The sequence below is a fragment of the Psychrobacter sp. CX5 genome, assembly GCF_057621535.2.
The window spans coordinates 2,428,008-2,448,948 of sequence record NZ_CM177735.1 but is presented as its reverse complement, the minus strand read 5'-3'; the positions used below and the strand labels follow the sequence as shown (position 1 = coordinate 2,448,948).

13 protein-coding genes are annotated in these 20,941 nt (G+C 39.6%); 8 read left to right on the top strand and 5 right to left on the bottom strand.

Going from position 1 to position 20,941, the window contains the following annotated elements:
• Positions 1–324: 324 nt before the first annotated feature.
• Entirely contained in the window at positions 325–1,425 is a 1,101-nt protein-coding gene (gene aroC, locus AC21OG_RS09420; RefSeq protein ID WP_487378060.1) for a chorismate synthase, read from the bottom strand.
• A 137-nt stretch (positions 1,426–1,562) separates the two neighbouring features.
• Entirely contained in the window at positions 1,563–2,657 is a 1,095-nt protein-coding gene (gene prmB, locus AC21OG_RS09415) for a 50S ribosomal protein L3 N(5)-glutamine methyltransferase (RefSeq protein ID WP_487378125.1), read from the bottom strand.
• A 647-nt stretch (positions 2,658–3,304) separates the two neighbouring features.
• On the opposite strand from prmB, the gene AC21OG_RS09410 reads away from it, so the two are divergent.
• The 4 genes from AC21OG_RS09410 (at position 3,305) to AC21OG_RS09395 (ending at position 10,342) form a co-directional block, all read left to right on the top strand.
• Entirely contained in the window at positions 3,305–4,822 is a 1,518-nt protein-coding gene (locus AC21OG_RS09410; protein ID WP_487378059.1) for a L,D-transpeptidase family protein, read from the top strand.
• 443 nt (positions 4,823–5,265) lie between these two features.
• Entirely contained in the window at positions 5,266–5,907 is a 642-nt protein-coding gene (gene coq7 / locus AC21OG_RS09405) for a 2-polyprenyl-3-methyl-6-methoxy-1,4-benzoquinone monooxygenase (RefSeq protein ID WP_486546668.1), read from the top strand.
• Positions 5,908–6,301: 394 nt separating this feature from the next.
• Entirely contained in the window at positions 6,302–7,216 is a 915-nt protein-coding gene (locus tag AC21OG_RS09400) for a tetratricopeptide repeat protein (RefSeq protein ID WP_487378058.1), read from the top strand.
• A 216-nt stretch (positions 7,217–7,432) separates the two neighbouring features.
• Positions 7,433–10,342: an esterase/lipase family protein gene (locus AC21OG_RS09395; RefSeq protein ID WP_491185035.1), complete on the top strand. Its 2,910-nt coding sequence runs from the start codon at positions 7,433–7,435 to the stop codon at positions 10,340–10,342.
• A 144-nt stretch (positions 10,343–10,486) separates the two neighbouring features.
• Here the strand turns inward: AC21OG_RS09395 and rnhB are convergent, their stop codons facing one another.
• Together rnhB and lpxB are read right to left on the bottom strand one after the other, a co-directional pair.
• Positions 10,487–11,503: a ribonuclease HII gene (gene rnhB, locus AC21OG_RS09390; protein ID WP_487378056.1), complete on the bottom strand. Its 1,017-nt coding sequence runs from the start codon at positions 11,501–11,503 to the stop codon at positions 10,487–10,489.
• A gap of 120 nt (positions 11,504–11,623) precedes the next feature.
• Positions 11,624–12,919, bottom strand: coding sequence for a lipid-A-disaccharide synthase (gene lpxB, locus AC21OG_RS09385; RefSeq protein ID WP_487378055.1), 1,296 nt, complete (start codon positions 12,917–12,919; stop codon positions 11,624–11,626).
• 384 nt (positions 12,920–13,303) lie between these two features.
• Between lpxB and AC21OG_RS09380 the strand changes: the two genes are divergently transcribed.
• Positions 13,304–14,392 carry a 3-deoxy-7-phosphoheptulonate synthase gene (locus AC21OG_RS09380; protein ID WP_487378054.1) on the top strand — a complete coding sequence of 363 codons (1,089 nt, stop codon included), beginning with the start codon at positions 13,304–13,306 and terminating at the stop codon, positions 14,390–14,392.
• Positions 14,393–14,883: 491 nt separating this feature from the next.
• Here AC21OG_RS09380 and pepN read toward each other — a convergent pair whose 3' ends face one another.
• Positions 14,884–17,601, bottom strand: coding sequence for an aminopeptidase N (gene pepN / locus AC21OG_RS09375; protein WP_487378053.1), 2,718 nt, complete (start codon positions 17,599–17,601; stop codon positions 14,884–14,886).
• Between the two features lie 627 nt (positions 17,602–18,228).
• Between pepN and AC21OG_RS09370 the strand changes: the two genes are divergently transcribed.
• The 3 genes from AC21OG_RS09370 (at position 18,229) to AC21OG_RS09360 (ending at position 20,904) form a co-directional block, all read left to right on the top strand.
• Complete coding sequence (locus tag AC21OG_RS09370) at positions 18,229–19,002, top strand: DUF6231 family protein (RefSeq protein WP_487378052.1); 774 nt, start codon at positions 18,229–18,231, stop codon at positions 19,000–19,002.
• 389 nt (positions 19,003–19,391) lie between these two features.
• Positions 19,392–19,904, top strand: coding sequence for a peptidoglycan-associated lipoprotein Pal (pal, locus tag AC21OG_RS09365; protein WP_487378051.1), 513 nt, complete (start codon positions 19,392–19,394; stop codon positions 19,902–19,904).
• A gap of 154 nt (positions 19,905–20,058) precedes the next feature.
• Positions 20,059–20,904 carry a 4'-phosphopantetheinyl transferase family protein gene (locus AC21OG_RS09360; RefSeq protein WP_487378050.1) on the top strand — a complete coding sequence of 282 codons (846 nt, stop codon included), beginning with the start codon at positions 20,059–20,061 and terminating at the stop codon, positions 20,902–20,904.
• Positions 20,905–20,941: the final 37 nt, after the last annotated feature.

The window sequence follows — 20,941 nt, the reverse complement described above, 5'->3', positions numbered from 1 at the left end:
CGCTCTTTTTTGGTTATCTATGTCAGACATAAAGTCCTCTATATATTTTTATGTTTATCATCTAAATCTGTATGGTTAGCGTGCTATTTTTCTAAATACAACACGTTCACAGTCCAATACGTCCTAAAGGGTGTATTCCAAATAATAGTACGTGCTAAATATAGCATCCAGTTAATATATTGTCATAGAACGCCTTGATTGCAATAGCCTTTACCAAACGATTACTTAACAGTGAGTTCTTATTGAGGTTAGCATCACACTCTTTAAACTTTTTAAAGTCCCTTGAACCTTGTACCGTGGCGAAAAGCACAATTATAACTTTGGTTATATAGGTTCTAACGGCTGCTTAACATCCGCATTTTGACCACGATGACGCAAATAGTGATCTAGTAAGACGATTGCAAGCATTGCTTCGGCGATAGGTGTTGCCCGTACCCCTACGCAAGGATCATGTCGTCCTTTGGTTAACATATCGACAGGCTGAGCTTGTTGATTAATGCTTCTTCCGGGCGTTGTAATACTAGAAGTAGGCTTAAGTGCAATACTTACCTTGATATCTTGACCAGAGGATATACCACCTAAAATGCCCCCTGAGTGATTCGCGGTAAATCCTTGTGGGGTTAACTCATCACGAGCCGTATGACCAAATTGCTCAGCGACGCGCATCCCATCACCGATTTCAACCCCTTTAACCGCATTAATACTCATCATGGCATGGGCAATATCGGCATCCAAACGATCAAAAACCGGCTCACCCAATCCCACGGGGACACCTGAAGCAATAACCTCAAGCTTCGCCCCGCAGCTGGTTCCTTCTGCACGCAAGCGTGTGATTAACGCCTCAAATCTTGGTATCGCATCCGCATCGGCACAAAAAAATGGATTGCTATTAACGAATTGCCAGTCAATAGCTTGTGGGTCAATAGCAGCGGTTGTCTCGTTGCCAATCTGCACCACATGACCATGGATTTGAATGCCTAATCTGTCAATCAAATACTTCTTGGCAATGGCCCCTGCAGCGACACGCATTGCCGTCTCACGTGCTGATGAGCGGCCGCCACCTCTGTAGTCACGAAAGCCATACTTCATACTATAGGTATAGTCAGCGTGTCCTGGTCGAAAGGTATCTTTAATGTCAGTATAATCTTTTGACTTTTGATTGGTATTGCGAATAAGCAGGCCGATAGACGTCCCTGTGGTTCTACCTTCAAAGACACCTGAAATAATTTCTACCTCATCAGGTTCACGGCGTTGAGTCGCAAATTTAGAGGTACCTGGTTTGCGTCGATCTAAATCAACTTGTAAGTCGTCACTCGTTAACGCCAAACCGGGAGGTACACCATCTATAATAGCCATCAAACCCGGTCCATGAGACTCGCCACTTGTCGTTACTTTAAATACTTGTCCTATACTATTTCCAGCCATAGATAATGCTCAATTTTATTTAACATTTAATGAATTTAATAAACTAATTGCTATTGACCTGCCTTAAATTCAGCACTTATAGTCGTACGGTCATCTAAGTTAATATTATGTTAATGCTGTAGCTTTGACTAGCTAGATTACAACCGAGCTACTTGCGCTTCAAATAAATGACGGAAACTGATTAACTCGTCTCGATCCATAGCAAAAACCCCGTGACCCCCTCGGGCAAAACTCAACCAATTAAACTGAATCTCAGGGTAAGCCTGACGTAACGCCCAATCACTGTCACCTACCTCGCAGATCAGTAAGCCTTCTTGCGTTAAGTAGTCTGGCGCTTCATATAATATTTTATGCACCAAATCCAGACCATCTTGTCCGGCAGCCAACGCATGCTCTGGCTCATGGATGAACTCAGGGGGTAGCTCTGCCATTGCTGCGGCATCGACATAAGGCGGATTGGTGACGATTAATTCGTATTGGTTTTCAGCAGGGAGTTTTTCAAACAAATCGGATTCAATTAAATTGATTTGATGGTCCATACCATGGTGTTCTATATTGACCGCAGCCACCTCAAGAGCAGATGTATCAATATCTGTGGCATCTACTAAGGCATCCCTAAATCTACTCACTAACGCCACTGCAATACATCCAGACCCTGTACATAGGTCTAATATTCTTTCAGGTTGGTACAGTTGTTTATCTTCTAAACCATGTAAATGAAAAGACGGAATATCCGCTGTAGAATCAGGGCCTAAAGGTTGGGCAAATTGATTGGTTTCAAAATAGGGATAAAACTGCTGACGGATCAATTCTGCAATGGGTGAACGAGGAATCAGCACTCTTTCATCCACATAAAACGGCAAATCACAAAAATAGGCTAAATTAACCAGATAGCTTAAGGGTTGACGATTGATAATACGCGACTGTAACAGTGACAGTATCTCCCCCTTTTCTGAGGGGGTTAATCGGCATTCTAAAATCTGATCATCGGCATTCCAATCTAGAGACAAAGGATGTAGTACGATAGCAGCAGCTTCGGCAAACACATCGTTTGTGCCCTGAGCAACGACCACATCATAATTGCGAAGCTGGGTCACGCAGAAACGAATATAGTCGCGAATAGTCAATAACGAGTGAGCTGCCTCATCGCAGTCTGCCAGCAAACGATCATACTCTCCATCGCCCGCTAAAGCCTCTATTGATAAACTGTCTATGCCATCAGAATAATTCATATTAGAGCTTACCTTATTAGAAGAGCTGTTCTGAATATTTGATAACAAGGTTTGTGGATCTAATGTATTCTCTAACTTTTTGTCTACATGAGCCAGTGATTTATCTACATGAGTCAGTGACGAGTTATGTTCTGTGTGACTGACGGATTCATTAGTTGATTGAGACGTTTGTTGACGACTTGGTGTGTGAGTATTATCAGTTGGCATAATTATTTCGTTATCCGCGTAACAAGATGAGTTTAGTATAGTCAAAGAACTTTAAAGTAGTCACAAGGCAACCGAGTGCAAGTACTACTGCAGTAGGCTTAACGAGGTTAACGCCGTGACTATTCATAAGTTTGCCGACTATAATTAAATAGGAGGTGTGAGGGACATTATAGCTAAATTTTGCGATATTAGGGTCTATAATATACAGACTATTGCCGATGAAAATAGATAAGTGTTTAGGGTATAAATTGATAAATTATCACTGACTACTCTTACGCTTAGTCTATTAATCTATAGGCGTAATATTCAACAAACCCTAATCTCTAACTTTGGATAAAATAGCACAATTGTTGCTATTAAATTTGAATTTGTGGTAATAATTTGCCAGTTAACAATTTTCGTCGCATAATAGCAGTACAAATTTAATTGTGAATACTCCTATGACTATGACCAAAAATACGATTTCTAATCCTCATAACGCTAAAACTTTAAAAACCTGTTCAACACCTAAACTTTCGGTGTCAGCAGTCACCACTGGGTTATTTATGCTGAGTAGCTTCATGCTATGCAGCCCTTCTTATTCTGCAACTAATACGGCTGATTCAATAAATAACTCAGTTAATAAGGTAAAGGTCACTCAATTACCTACCCTATCTTTACGTACTGAATACAATGAGCTTAATCAAACCAATTCTCAAGGTAACAACCCATCGGTTGATAGTTTACAACGATTGATTGATGAGACTGATGAAGCCAATCAAAATCGTCAAACACGTTCAGTAGTGACCGATCCAGACGCGGCTAACTCGTCCTCATCTACGGCTGATGATGTAACCTCTTATAATAATATTGAACTAAGTGATGCTGAGTTTGAAACAAATGACAATGTCTATGATAGTAATGTGAATGACAGTGAAGTCGTTGAAGAGCGCGTCAATGAAGAGATTGCTGAACAAAGTAGCAGTGATGAAGACTCCGGAGAGGCTGTAGACGTTGCCACTTCTATTATCGATGATGACTCCATTAAAAGCATCGAAAATAAAAATGGCAAGGTGTATAAAACCACTAACCTCTCTACTTATGCTCGCGCCGTAAATGGTGCAGTTTGGTCGCCTAATATGCGAAAAAATACGGCGATGACGGTGAAAATGCAGGCTTTATTAGATTGGAATCATGCTTCTCCTGGACCTATTGATGGGGGATGGGGCATGAATAGTAAGAAAGCATTGGCTAACTTTCAAACGATGCGCGGGCTCTCTAGTACGGGGAAAATGGACACAGCGACTTGGAACGAACTGACTAAAAATATCGATACCAATCAACCCGTTTTAGTTGAATATACGATTACTAAAGATGACGTTAATACAAACTTTGCCTCTACTCCTTCCGGTTCTGAGGCTAAATCTAAGATGAAGGGATTGTATTATCAGAATATTCAAGAGATGTTCGGTGAGCGTTTTCATATGGATGTCCGATATCTTGAAAAGCTGAATAAAGGCAAAAAATATGTCGCAGGTGAAACCATCACCGTTATTAACGTTGGAAGTCCCTTAAAACAAAGTATTAACCATGTTGTGGCTAACAAAGCAGATAAAACACTTTATGCCTATAACGGTAATCAACTAGTAGCGACTTATCCAACAACGGTGGGTAGTACCAGCACGCCATCACCCTCTGGCAGTTTTAAGATTGTCAACAAGGTGAAAATGCCTTGGTATAAGTCAACTGTTAATAAGGGTAAAGAAGATCAAAAAGTATTCATGTTACCACCTGGGCCAAATAACCCTGTCGGTGTCGTATGGATGGGACTTTCAAAACCTTCCTACGGTATCCATGGCTCTCCGGTACCTGAAGGTATTAGCCGTCAAGCTTCTGCCGGCTGTGTTCGTTTGACTAACTGGGACGTGTTAGAGGTTTATGCCAATATTGTCAATGGTGCGAAGGTTGATCTTAAATAATTGGAATCTTTAACCACTTATTATAGTAAAACACTTATTATTATAGTAAAACACTAACTAATAGGCGCTCTATTGACTAGCGAACAACCTTCACATTAAGGCGCTTATATGACATAACATCTTGTTTTGTACTTTATCTTTAATCTTTTAATAATCTTTTAATAACCTTTCATTGTTAAAACAATATTGAGCTCATAGCCACTATGAGCTCAAATCTTGTATTAAAGACTTGGCATTGAAGCACTGAATCATTTAAGCATTGAAGCTTTGTTTTAAACACCAGGTTTTAAAGACTTAATATTAAAGCTTTTAATAATTCTACTGTATTAAAAATTTATTGATAAAGAACAATAATTCGGTTAAATGTAATATCAAATTTTTCAAAAAACAATAAATACACTTCATTCTACTCATACGATTAAGCATAAATTGTAGAGGGCATCATGGCAAAACATTTAAGTTTTATAGATCGCGCAATTGTAGGATTCGACAGTAGTTTACGATCGATAATTCCTCACTCCAATCAAACAGCCCGCCCCTTACCTGTTAGCTCTGAGTCGTTGCCCGAATTGACTATTAATGAGTCACGGCACGTGGCAGGACTCATGCGTATCAATCACACGGGGGAAGTCTGCGCGCAAGGATTATATCATGGACAGGCTTTCACGGCTAAAAACGATCAAGTTAGGCAAGCCATGCAACACTCTGCTGATGAAGAAGTAGATCACTTAGTTTGGTGTGAAACTCGTCTAGATGAGCTGGGTAGTCATCCCAGTGTATTTACCCCTGTTTGGTATGGCCTATCTTTTGGTTTGGGTGCGATTGCTGGTCTTATTTCTGACGAATTTAGCTTAGGGTTTGTGGCGGAAACAGAAGCACAAGTCAGTGAACACTTACAAGATCATATCTCTCAATTACCAGAGCAGGACACGCGTAGTAAAGAGATTTTAGCTCAAATGAATATCGAGGAACTAGAGCACCGACATGCCGCGATAAATCATGGTGGTAAAGCATTATCTGCACCCGTCAGAGTGTCCATGCGTTGGATGGCAAATCGCATGAAAAACGTGGCATATCATTTGTAAAAAACTATGGTCTGTTGAACATTCAAATATTAGGACTCCTAATAGCTTAAAATGTATGCGTGCTTAAAATGTATGGTTGTTTTAAATGTATGGTTGTTTTAAATGTGCCTTCTTCACTAAAACACCTAGCAAATATAAATTAATACATTTCATAAATATAAATTGGTTAATATTAATCGCACTTAGTTACAACGGTACTCTATATTGCAGGGTTTAAAGTTGCTATCTTATAGGTTAGATTTGTAATCGGTTTTGGTAAGTTAACGTTGTCATTAGTTAGCCTTCAATATTGAATAGGCTAACCTAACTTATTTAGTGTTTGACTTATCAATCCAAATGAATTGAAAATCATAATTTTAAAACTTTAAATTATTTTCACGATAAGGATCTAAGAATGAGAAAAGAGAACATGCAGTTTACGACTAAAACTCTTTCAGGCGCCATTTTTTTTGTATTGACACTGACTGGCTGTCAATCTCTACCAAGTACCTCTAGTAGTAGTACGACAAATAGCCCAAGCTCTCAAGTTGGCGAGTCGCCTATGGTCAATAACAGCGCTGCTATAGCTGTATCAACTGGTCCCCATAAATCGACTTATAGCGCTGAAGAGCTTGAGAAAGATCAGTTACATAATGCGACTGACATTACTAAAACTCGCTTATCAGGTATACCCACTCCTAGCGTTAACGTTTCAGATATTAGCTACATTCCTACTGTAATCATTCCTAAAACAACCACCAGCCAAACTGATCAGCTTGATGTGAGCTTGCTAGACGACTTCATTTTACAAATTAGCCCTAATGCTCGCCACTACCCACCAAACTTCAAGTCTGCCTCTGATCGTTATTATGCAAAAGAGAAACTAAAAGAGCTTGAACAGTGGTTACGCCCATTCGCAGAACAACCAAATGCGTCTTACGAGGTTCTATTAAGAGCAGCCAAACTTAACGGCATGGCTCGTAATTTGGATCTAGGGTCAGACTATGCTGTACGCGGCAGTACTTTCATCGCTAAAGCAATTGACAGACAGCCTAATAGTGCTGAGGCCAACTTTATTTATGGCATGATGTTGTCAGAGGGCGGCGGATTTAAAGAAGGGAAAAAATATTTGTTGAAGGCAGCCTCTCAAGATTATAAAGAGGCTGAACAAAGTTTGGCTCAAGCAGATTTGCTCAGTGACAATCGTTCAGCAGCATTATCACGATTAAAAACGTTGCAGCAAAAATATCCCAACGATGCAACTATCGCTCAGCAAATCAATATCATTGAGTCTGGTAAATATTACATTTGGGATTTAGCGGCTCAGTAAAGTTATATTTTTATGTTTATACTTTTTCTTAGTATAAAATATATCTCTAACCCGCTAGAATTTCATTTTAACTTTTAAGCGACTTTTAAAGTTTAAGCCACTATTTAACGATAGTGGCTTTTTAATGCCATACTTTTATTATTATATGTGGCTTAGTACTTAAAAAACCATTAAGATAAATCATCCCCTTAATACATTCATTCAAAGTCAAACGTTATGCCTATTTTGAATCTGATACCAAATTTAGAAATTAACCATACGAGGAAGGCGAGTCCAAACGCCACAAATCGCAGGTTCAATGAGACTATCAATGATAGGTTATTTTATAAAAAAGGTATTAAAACGCCCTCAAACTCACGTCTATTGCTAGGTGCCTCCCTCGCTATTGGATTTTTATTGACGGCGTCATGTAGCACTGTGTCAGTGAGTGAAAAAAATTCAAGCAGAACCATCGTTCAACAGCGAGATAACATTGTTACCAAAAATGCATTAAGTAATAAGACGTCTTCCGTATTAGTATCATTTGGGGTGCCTAGCGATGAATGCTTTACTGACTTTGATACGTGTTTAAAAAAAGTTGAACAGGGCATTATTAACAAAAATAGTAGAGAGTCGCTAGCCCTTTATGCAGAACTTTACCTAGCCAGAGCGAAGCAAATCGAACAATCTGAAAGCTGCGTTCACAAAATATTACGTCCACCCGTTGATCCTTATTACGCCAATGCTCCTTTGTCTCCTGAAGATAAAGCGGATCGAGTGCGTTATCTAAGGCTATGTAATACAGAATACCGAGACAACTTATTACTGGCTGTTAAATATAGTTATGCCTACCTTTTTTATCCACAGCTCAGCTCTAGTACTGAAGATGATGTAGACGTTTCTGTAAAACCAAATTATTTGCCCTCTAATCTAGATATCCAAACCCTTGATGTTTATGACGCTGCGACAGATGCCCTCATAAAACAGCTCTACTCGAATAAAGATCATAGCCAGCAAGTGGACAAAATTACCTCTTATATCGATGATAGTAATGTCCATTATGCAAAATCATCAATGCAGGATGGATTGGACTATGCCAATGGTGAAAAGTATGGCGATCAGATTAAAGTTTTAAACTTTACCTTTCCACCTATTTCAGAAGACCCTTATTTCGCTGGACATAACAAACTTGAATACGAAAACAACAATAACAAGTCGGATGACAATAACAAAATATTGTCATCCAGTGCTACCAATCCTGATACGACCTCTATAGACCTTTACTTACCTAATGAGCCTGAATACTTGCAGAATACGCAAGAATACAACCAGACCATTGATAAAATATATGCCAGTCATGACCTAAGTTTTTCGGGATTAAATTCCATCGTAGAGCGTGAAGGGTTTGGTATTAGCTACGTGACATTATTAGATGAACGTCTGAATACCTCTGTAAAAGGCTTATTGACTGCTAAAGATAAACAGCTAAACTCTCAAAACCCCATCGATAGAATTCATCTAACCGGTAATTTATTGATTACCGGGGTACTTATCCCCAAAGGTGAGACTTTAAAAGAAGTATTAGACAGCAATAACTATGATATTAGACTGTATAATCCACATCATACCAAGACCATCGATATATTAAATCAGCCTTACTATTTAGCAGCTAATTTTTCATCAAGTTATGGTCTATGGCTTGCAGAAAATCATCTAAGTAATGTGGGTTACTTCAACCTTCTCGCCAAACAACAAACATTAACCCTACCTCAGCTATTCATGCTCGAACCATATGATCCCAATAAACGTATCATTATCATGCTACATGGTCTAGCCTCAAGTCCTGCGGCTTGGGTCAGTGTTACTAATGATATCTCAAATGATACTGAATTACGCGAAAACTATCAGGTTTGGCAGATTTTCTACCCTACTAATATCCCAATATTAGAAAACCGCTATAGAATACAAGAGCTTATAGAAACTGCTTACAAAATAAATGACCCTAATAATAAACATGTAGCCAGTCATAATTCTGTGTTGATTGGTCATAGCATGGGCGCCGTCATCGCGCGTTTGTTAGTCTCTAATCAAAACTTGGAAGAGAACTTTAATCAGCTTACCGAACGTGACAGTAATCTAAAATTAAGTAAGCTACTGGATAAACAGTTAAACCAATATAACGTCAAAAATAGACTACACTTAAAACAGTTGGACAGTGTCGATACCGCAATATTCATCTCAGCGCCCTTTCGAGGTACAGACTTTGCAGATCGATGGTTTACACGTCTATTGCGCCGCATCGTGCAGTTGCCCATTGGTTTTGCACAAACTATCCGAGGTAACTTGACCAGTATCGCTACCGAAGGTGAGTTGGTGTCCAATCCATTAGGGGCGCTTTATTTCGAAAATGGTGCCAGTCAACTCAGCGATAAATCCTCGTTTATGAAATTAACCTCTGATTTGCACATTGCTGATAATGTCACCTATCACTCTATTATTGCTAATCGCGATTCAGATCTATACCAAGGACTGTTAAAGCTGAAAATTACTTCCGCCCCTGATACCGCTTTATCTTCCTCAAAACCACCTGAAATACGGGATGAAAACACGGCATTAACTTTAAATAGTTCGCAAGATAATAAGAACAGTCAAAAAGCTGAGCTTAATGAAACCATGCCAGCGGACAATACTTCTAATGATGAGAAGAGTAGAAAATCAGACAGCACTTTAGACAGCACTTTAGACAGCACTTTAGACAGCACTTTAGACAGCACTTTAGACAGCACTTTAGAAAGCACTTTAGAAAGCACTTTAGAAAGCACTCAGAAGGATGACTTTAAGTTAGAGGATATGACTAACATTGAGGAAGGAATCTCAGATAAAACTGGCTTTGATATACCTAGCTCAAATAAAACTGGCTCTGATATGAATCTCCCACCAGCAGGAAATTTAACGGAAGATATTGCAGAAGCTGTTACACCAAGTATATCGGATGGCATTGTTCCTTATGGTAGCTCTCACTTAGATGGTGCGGCAAGTGAAACCGTTATTTCAGGAGGTCATGGTATTCAAGAATCACCCGAAGCGATTTTAACATTACGGAAAATACTGCACCAACACCTAAAGGACCATCCCATAGATAAATAATACCTTATGTATTAAACAACCGGACATTGTTAAACTCAGTTAGGCTCAGTTAGGCCTGCTGAACCTACTCTTTGTAACGTTTGATTTGATGCGATTTGATCTATCTTTAAGGATAGGTTACATTCTAGATTTGGTATAAAAGGATTAACCTTTAGGGCGATTCTCAATTGCGTTTCGCACAGGTTTGAAGCTTCTTCGGTGTTGAGGTAATACCCCTAGCCTATTGATCGCATCGACGTGAGATTTGGTCGGATAGCCTTTATGACCTTCCAAGCCATACCCTGGAAACATACTGGCATCTTTGACAACTTGTCTATCTCGAGTCACTTTTGCCAATACACTGGCGGCGGCGATGGCCGTATGTCGACCATCGCCTTTTATCCAAGCTTCAGAATTGACAGGATACCCTTTATCACTTCCAATACCGTGCTGTGCCAGCAAGCCACTATCTAAATCAGGGATTTTATTGCCGTCAATCAATAGATTAAAATGAATAGCGGACGAAACACTTGAAATCTGGCTGTCCTCTATAACAGTTGTTTTTATTGCTTTAGCTAACTCAACCATAAGTTGTTCACTGGCTAGACGCATGCCAAGTAAGGTTGCTTGCAGTATGTTAATCTGATCGATGACCACTGAGGGTACGTCAACTAGCATATAGGCTAACGCGTGTTGTTTTATTGGTTCAAAGAGTGCTTCTCTTTTCGCTTCTGTCAGCTTCTTAGAGTCTGTCAATTTTGATAGTACTGTATCATTTAATACATTATCACTAGTTTCAGCGGTTAATTCTGCTGATAACTTACTGGGTAGTATAGCCCCTGCTACGACCACACTGCCATACAGCGGCCCTCGCCCTACTTCATCTATGCCTATCGTTATCTGATAAGGCTGAAGAGTACTACCTTTGAAGATCCCGTTATCATGCGAAAGCCCGTTATCTTTTAAAAGGCTACTATCTTGCGAACCAATAGCTATATCACTAGATTGTGTGTCAGCAATGTTTAGAAAGTGGGCATTTATGTCTTTAAGTAAGGCGTCGGTGTTCATATTACCCCGAATAATTATGGGCTTATTGAAGGATAATGACGGTAGTGGCAAGCTTGCCTGAGTATCCGATGTCACTGCCGGCAGGTGATCAAGTTCAAATTGAATATGGCTCATAATAGAATTGGGCTACCGTTATAAAACGTTTAGGTTAATAGCTCAAAAAGGATGACAACTTAGTTGAACTGTCTATTAAACCTTTAAGTGACTGGCTTTTTAATTATTGAAGTAACTGGCTTATTGACTGTTTAAATGATGGTTTGAATAGTCGTGCCATGTATTAACTACTGCTGAAACCGGTGTTTGACTGCTTTGCCGTTTTAACCAATCTGATGTCTCTTGTAAGCGTAACATTTGCTGGTCATAGACTCTAGGACTCATCAAACGGGTCACTTCTCGGCATATACTGTCTCCACTTGCCTCATCTTGTAGCAACTCTGGTACAATTTGCTCGCCGGCTAGAATATTAGGTAGTGCCACATAAGGCACCTTGACCAAACGACTAGCGACGGCATAGGTTAGCTTATTCATTTGATACACCACAACCATCGGGCGACTGAGCAGCATCGCCTCCAATGTCGCGGTACCTGAGGCCAAGACAATCATATCGCACATGGCCATAATTGACTGACTAAAGTCGGATTTGCTTTGGCTCTCATCATAAGCGACCGCTACTGCCCGGCGTAACGATTCATTTTGTCGATCAATCAAGTCTTGCACAATATATTGATGGTTTTTATCAACCGTTGGTATAACAAAGCAAAGATCTTCATCCACTAATAGCAATCGAGCGACAGCATCTAGCATCAAGGGTAAAATGGCGTTAATCTCAGAGCGCCTTGAGCCTGGCATCAGGCATATCATAAGACTGATATCTTCTTTTCGATTAACGAAAAAACGATTAAGCTCCGAATTATTCCAGACCAGTTCACGTCTTTGTTCGTGGGTTGATAACTCAAGTAACTCTTGAGGTAAATTGTTTAATAATGGATGACCGACACAGATGGCAGGATGATTATGACGCTGATACACCTCAAGCTCAAAGGGAAATAAACACAACACCAGATGAGTGGCTTGTTTAATGGTCTTGATACGAGACTCTCGCCATGCCCAAATAGAGGGACTAACGTACTGTACACAAAAGATACCCTTGGGCTTTAACTTTTTGGCAACTCTCAGATTAAAATCAGGGGCATCGATACCGATAAACCAATCGATATCCGCTTTGGTAAAGGCAGTGACTAATTCTTTTCGAGCTTTTAACAAATCTGGCAAATGGCCTAAGACTTCAACGAGCCCCATAACCGCTAAGCGTTCTAAAGGGAATAAAGACTGCAATCCCTGCGCTTTCATTTTAGGACCGCCGACCCCAACCCATACCACATCTGCGATCAGATCATTCATCTGCGCCATAAAGTCAGCACCTAGACTATCTCCAGACGCCTCGCCCGCTACGATACCAATAACCAAATGCTTGGTCTGATCGGCAGACTGATTGAATGATTTAGGCTGGCTTGTCGCACTTGCTAACATAGCAAACTCTACTTAAAAATAATAATTAGGTTATTAAAAAGACGTTATTAAAACTAGATAAGTTTTTTAAAGTTCATAGAATTAGGTTTATGCAATAAAGTATAACAAAGTTTTATCTTGCCTATTCCAGTTATAAGTTATTTACGCACGCTTTATACTTGTCAATCATAGAATAACACCCCATAATAAACTTAATGCAAGGGAAGTTATTAACTTTGCTGATTTTACTATAAATCCTCTAACGGTTATATTTTAAACCTGTCATGATAAATATAGTAGTAAACTCACTCGTTAATAATCACTTCCACTTATTTGACCTATTGCTATACCGACAAATAATTGACAAAAATATATTTATATTAATTTAAACTAGGCACTCTATATATGACTACTCATTTAAATACTTCTCATACAGCAGACATTGACGACGTGAATATTGAAAAGTTTATACCTTTAATTACCCCTGCTAACTTAAAAGCCGAATATCCACTATCTGAAACGGCTTATCATACGGTTTTAACAGGGCGTACGACCATTCAAAATATATTGGACGGTAAAGATAAACGCTTATTAGTCGTGGTCGGTCCTTGCTCTATCCATGACATTACAGCGGCGCATGAATATGCAGACAAGTTAGCTCAGCTTGCCGAAGAGCTTAAAGATAGTATTTATATCGTGATGCGGGTCTATTTTGAAAAGCCTCGCACCACTGTAGGCTGGAAAGGTCTAATTAACGACCCTGATATGAATGATAGTTTTGATATCGAGAAAGGTCTGCGCATGGCACGTAAGCTATTGCTCGATTTGAATGAGAAAGGTCTACCTTGTGCCACTGAGGCCTTAGATCCTAATACGCCTCAGTACATTCAGGATTTGATCAGTTGGTCTGCCATTGGCGCACGTACGACAGAGAGCCAAACTCACCGTGAAATGAGCTCTGGCTTATCTTGTCCTGTTGGTTTTAAAAATGGGACTGATGGTAGTATGACCGTTGCTGTTAATGCTATGAACGCCGTTAAATCAGGTCATAACTTCTTGGGCTTATCCGTTGATGGTCAGGTTTGCATTATCAAATCTAAAGGAAATCCTTATGCTCATGTTGTATTACGCGGTGGCAATGGCAAACCAAATTATGATCAAGCCTCTGTCGAAGAAGCTGAAAATGAGCTTGCAAAAGGCAATGCCAAAGTCAAGATTATGATCGACTCTAGCCATGCCAACTCTGGCAAAGACCCATATCTTCAGCCTATGGTTATTCAAAATGTCGCAGAACAAATCAGTAACGGTAATAAGTCAATTATGGGTCTAATGATTGAAAGCCACTTAAAAGGGGGTAGCCAGAAGCTCACAAGTGATCCTAGCGAATTAGAGTACGGCAAATCTATTACCGATGGCTGCTTAGATTGGGACAGTACGGTTGCCTCATTACGCAACCTTCGTAATACCATTAAAGACGTGCTTCCAAACCGCTAATGTAACCCATTCAAAAGCTAACCGTAATACTTTTAACAGTGCTGGCTTAGAGACTCTTACACTCTCATTAAGTACTATTAGATACAAAAATGCCTAACGTAGAGTTAGGCTTTTTTATTTCAATAGACTGTTTTTAACCTTAATTCGGGATAAGAGTTTTTGTCAGATATTGTTTTTATTTGGGTTAAAAAATCTATCCCCAACCCTTCCTTTGGAAAAGGAAGGGAACTAACCTTTCCAAAGTTAAAAAGGGATGAATGATCATTTGTCTACAAGGTTAGAAGCATTGCTTTGCAATAGAGGGTGCCTATTACCTTAAATTTGATAGGTTGTTTATACCCAATTCAGGTTTATTTAATAAAGCGCGTTCTATAGTCAAACATCCATAAACCAGAATTGTGCTTAGAATATATACAATCTAAAGCTTTCTTAACAGTTATTAGTCTAGTAGCAATTAGGCTAATGACTACTAGACTTTTATAGTTATAGCGCTAGCCCGCCTTCAACATAGTCTGAAGACTTTCCGTAACGTTTTTAGACTTAACAGCAGTACCAAGCTGCTGCAACTGCTGCTTAGCAACATCTCGAACTGGCTCAGCAAGCGTGAACCAACGAGACAAGGCTTGAAGCAAGCGTGATGCCAGTACAGGGTTCGTCGCGTCTAGCTTATGTACTACCCCGATGTACAACTCTAAGCCTTCATTCGTCCAAAGCTTTGTTGGCTGAGAGGCAAAGTTACTAACAACGGCACGAATGCGATTTGGTGTACCCCAATCAAAGTCATCACGGTCAATCAATGCCTTAATATCATCTGGCGTCGCATTGTGATCGCCTGCTTGCACACTAAACCATAAGTCCATCACTAAGGCTTCCTTATGAAAGCGCTGATAGAAGTCTGCCAATAGTTGCTCTTTTTGAGGATGACTATGATTAACAATCGCGCTTAGCGCCCCTAGACGCTCGGTCATACAGTTCGCATTGTCATATTGTTGCTGCGCCCAGTCATGTGCCTCTTTAATACCTGCGGTCAATGCCATATCGAGTACCACATTGCGAAGCGCACGTATGCCACGGGCTTCTGGTGTATCTTCATGAGCCACGATAGGCAAACTTTGATATACCGTTGCCCAGTCATCAGCCATCACTAGCGCTAACTGATTTTTTAGGTTTTCCCATTTTTGTTTGATGGCTTGCGGTTGATAATTATGATTGACAGAAGAGGCGAGTTCTCGTTCAGCAGGGATGTCTAAAATTCGGGCGGCCAGCATCGCATCTGACTTATCAGATGTCACGTCCGCTAACTCTAAAAACGCCTTTTTAACGGCTTCTAAATAGACGGAGGTCTCTTTATCTTGCAGTAATATCTGATTGACTAACGCTTGTGCATTTTGCCATTGGTTAAAGCCATTGGTTTCATGAGCCAGTAAGAATGCCAGATCATCTTCAGAGTGATCGTATTTTAACTGCACTGGCGCACTAAAGTTTCGCAGTACTGACAGCACAGGCTCCCTGCCCTCAGCGGTCTTGATATTATCGAATACAAACTGCTGAGACTCCGACTCAAGCATCAATAAACGCTCTTCTATAAGCTCACCCGTCGTTTTATCAAATAAGGCAGAAGCAATGGGTATAGGTAATGGCTTAGGGGTATCATAGCCGTCGACCTGACGTATTTTTTGTGACAAGGTGACGGTTAATTTACCAGTGTTACCTTCAGCCGTGGTATCAAATTGTTGTGAGCCTGTCACCTCAGGTGTGCCAGGCTGAGTGTACCAATCGATAAAGTGCTCAACTGATTTTCCTTCAGCACTTAATGCCGATAGCCAGTCTTCAACCGTCACCGCCTGCCCATCATAGCGCTCAAAATAGGTATCAGTACCTTGACGATACTCATCACCTAAGGTATTGGCTAGCATACGAACAACTTCAGCGCCTTTTTCATACACAGTCGCGGTATAGAAGTTATTAATTTCTACAAAGCTATTAGGGCGAGGTGGATGCGCTAAGGGACCGGCATCTTCTGTAAATTGATACGCTCTGAGCATAGAGACATCATCAATACGCTGAACCGCTGGCGACTGATGATCGGCAGAGAAAGACTGGTCACGAAATACCGTCAGCCCTTCTTTTAGACACAGTTGAAACCAATCCCGGCAAGTCACACGGTTCCCTGTCCAGTTGTGGAAATACTCATGCGCGATAATACTTTTCACACTAAAGCTACGGGCATCGGTCGTGGTCTCTGGACTTGATAACACACATGAGGTGTTAAAAATATTTAGACCTTTATTCTCCATCGCGCCCATATTAAATTGGCTAACCGCAACGATCATATAACGGTCTAAATCATAAGCTCGGCCATAATTAACCTCATCCCAGTGCATCGCATCTTTTAAGGCCTGCATTGCCAGCTGACATTTATCAATATCATAGGTTTTGGCATAAATTTGTAATTTAACGTCGCGACCTTCAATGGTGTTATAGCTGTCTTCAAGCACCGCTAGATCTGCAAATACGCAAGCAAACAAGTAGCTTGGCTTTTTACTACGGTCATGCCAAATGGCATAATGACGACTGTCATCCCCTTCAACGTCACCCGATTCAATCAGATCACCATTTGCCAATAACGTTGGAAACTTTTTATCCGCTTCCAATCGCGTGGTAAATACCGAAAGCACATCAGGACGGTCAGGATAATAGGTAATCTTACGAAAACCTTCCGGCTCGCATTGGGTGACATACATGGCGTCTTCACCCTCCCCTGCGATATACAGTCCTTCAAGCTCTGTGTTTTTTTGCGGCTCATGACGTACACTAATTTTTAGTACCGCTTTATCTGGGGCTTGTGGGATAACCAACTGTGAGTCATCAAGTTGATATTCGCTTTGCTCTAACTGTTTATCATTCAGGCTAATAGTGATCAGCGTCATATTTCGGCCAAATAAAACAAGGTCACCTGAATGCTCTCTTTTCATGTTTAAAACGCTATCAACTGTCGCATGATTGTCGAACATCTTGATGTCTAAATGCACACTCTCAACCGCAAAGCTTGGCGGTGTATAGTCTTTTAGATATACTTTTTCAACAGGAGAGTGATCTTTAACACTTAGGTCACCTAATTCATCAGGATTGTGCGCTGGCGCATCTGGTGTTACTTGGTCGATGACCATGGCGTCTTCAGTAGCATCGGTTTGGGTTAGATTTGTCATATATTATCTCTTATTTTTTCTCTTATTAAGAACATCAAGTGTTATAGACTTTTGCTAAGACACGCTTAGCCATCTAAATTAGTTAAAAAGGATAGTTCTTATATTGTGACATTCATGCTATTTTAAACCTTTAATTTGCGGGCTACGGTATCAATTTCAATACCTTTTTATTTATTGGCTTATTTATAGTCAAAACTGTTTATAGTCGAAGCTGTATTTAGTTGAGTAATCGTTGTAGCGTGTGGTCTAGCGAAGCGTAACACACGGATTTTTAGAAGCCTCTTATCCTTCAGGTTTAGCTATATGTGCTTTTGAAAACTTTTAGCTATGGTCGAAGCCAACTAAAAAAGGTACAAAGCCACCTAGTGCAAGTACTAATGTAGTAGGCTTAGCGAGGTTAACACCGTAGCTCTTTAGTCTGGCTATGACTATATCAATAGTTCTGATAAACGAAGTTAATACAGCCCCTATAATCCTAATTCTGTAATACTATTTATTAAAATCAACCTACTAGAAAAACAAGTGTCCGTATTACTCACTTTAGATTAAGCGAGTTAGATAAAGTCAGTTTGTTTTTGACATCGGTATCATTTACTTGTTAAACCCCTTTTTATATAAGCCTTAACTATGACCTTACCAGAAAATTATCTTAAAGCCATCTCAGAGCATATTATTGACGTTATTAATTACTTACATACGACAAAATTCAGTGATACGTCAACTGATAACTCTTATGAAGACAACGAGGACAGTCAATATAAAACCTCCGATAACACGCAAATCAGTCATACCCAATCGCAATCTGAAGCAGGGAGGTATAGCATCTTATTAATTAGTGATATCGCTACCGCAAATGAGGTACATCACTATATAAAGCAGTCTGCTTCAAGATTTATTCAATCAGACCTAAATCACTTAGATATTGTCTCATTAAGTGTAGACGATTTTGTAGAATTGCCTTTTGACAAACGCTATACTTTAGGATGCTTTATAGATCCTATCATTGGTGACACTAATATTGGTGACACTAATATTGGTGACACTAATATTGAAGAACTGCTTGTCTCAGGTGGTGTAGATGGATTAATTAAGTGGAATCAGCTAAAGACAATCGCCATAAAATTGCGGGATTTATTTGCTCAACAAAGTCTTATATTTTTACCACCCCAGCACCCAGATTATCCGTTAAACAGTTATGGTTTTGAGATGTCAGTATTGGAGTTTGATAATCTAAACAATGATAACTTGGAAACTTCTAGTGAGTCCTATTCAGAATCAACGACGACCAATAGACAAATCAGTTGTTGGCAGTTTAATTTATATGATTACAAACGTCGTCCAGAGTGGCTAAACGCAAAGTACTGGGCTAATCCTGAAAACTTTGATAAGTATCGGTGGTAAAACCTTTAAAAAGTTCGTAGCCAATGTTCAACTACTGATATAAAATGCTTGTTATAATTATCAAACTTTGTCATCATTCTAACAATAATTTACAGTTATTCTACTTACATAAAGTAACATTTTGTCTTAAACGTGCTATATTCTTTATAGTTAAAAATTATGGTCATGTTTTAAATTTAAAGTGTTAGTACATAATACCATTTTAGAAAATTAATAATATTAGGGAACGAGTAACGACTACATAGTGTAAGCGAATCAAGTTTCATTAAGATGGATTATTTTTCAGCATTGGTATACATTGCTATTAGCTTTAAAATTATTAGCTTTAAAATTATTAGCTTTAAACTCTATACTATATACTTCTTTTTTGAGTAAATTGAGGAACTCATATGCTATCAAACTTTAAAATTACAGCCCTTTCATTAGTGTCTGCTACATTGTTAGCAACAACAGGGTGTGCTACTAAATCGAACTCTAATAATTTTGTGGTAGATCCTATGGCTGTGCCAGGCAATGCTGCTTATCAAACTGCGCCATTAGTCAATAACTCTGATCAAGTTCGTGCTGACGCGCAAAACGTCCGTAGTGTGGTCAATTTTGCCTTTGATAGTGATGCCATTAGTCCCGAAGCGGCTACTATATTAAACGAACAAGTAGCATTCTTAGGCAGCCATTCAGATGCCAGAGTGCTGGTCGCAGGTCATACCGATGAACGTGGCAGTGATCAATATAACCATGCTTTAGGTGAGCGCCGTGCACAAGCCGTTCGCAACTACCTTGCATCGCAAGGGGTGACTGGTACTCGTATAGAAACCATTAGTTATGGTGAAGAACGCCCTGTCGCAATGGGTAATGACGAAGCGTCTTATGCTGCAAACCGTCGTGCTGAATTGTCTTATTAATCGGTTAATCATTTAACGTATAATTTGATAAATTGGTTAATCGTTTATAAATTTAGCCTATACATTGAATACCAAATAAACCCAGCGACGGCTGGGTTTATTATTTTATATACTAGGGGTTATATAGGCAGAATCCAATGAGAAATATACTCAAATGATAGATAGCACTTTGTCACTTTCATTAGACAACATCAGCTTACTAGGCTTTGATAAACAGGGTAACCTACAACCTATTAACTCGCCAAATAGTGTTATTTGGGTGGGACATGCCTCATTTCAACAGCTATTAACTGATTCAACTTCCCACTATTTACCTTCAAAGTATTCAACCTCTAATCGAGTGACCCTGCATAAGCTTCAAAAGCTTGCCGTACGTCAATTGGCGACCTTATTGATTGATAGCATACCACTACAGACTAACTGTTCTAAATCTCATGAACCTTTGTATTCGGATAATTATGTGGATGAATCCAATTATCCTTATTTAGTGAAGCCTTTTGATTACCCTCTTAGTTTTTCACATTCGCAAAATCAAGTCGCTTGTGCTATTCAGCGTCAAGGGAAAGTAGGTATTGACCTAGAATTAAAATCCATCCCTACTTCAATATGTCATCGTTTTTTTACAGCAGATGAGATGGCATGGTTACTAAACCTAAATGTTGATCACCAAGCTATTGGTAAACGTCTGTTGTGGATGGTCAAAGAATCCATGCTAAAAAGACGGGGTGATAGTAAATCTATATTAATGCAGCAATTAACGTCGAGCTGTCTTATTTCTACCAGGGCCTTATTCGAAGAGTATAAGTCTTATCAAAGCTCTACTGCTCTTAAACCCAATGCAAATAAAAACCAATTGATTCGCTGTCGTTATATAGACCAAATTGAACGAAATAGTTTGGATGATCTGTACACCGATCTCTTGTTATATTTACCGTCATTGGGTCTTGTTACTGCTTCTAGGTTTTATAGTCATAGACAGAATAAAGAGTTAAGGTGTTAATCTCGCTTAGCCTACTACAGTAGTACTTCCGCTCGGT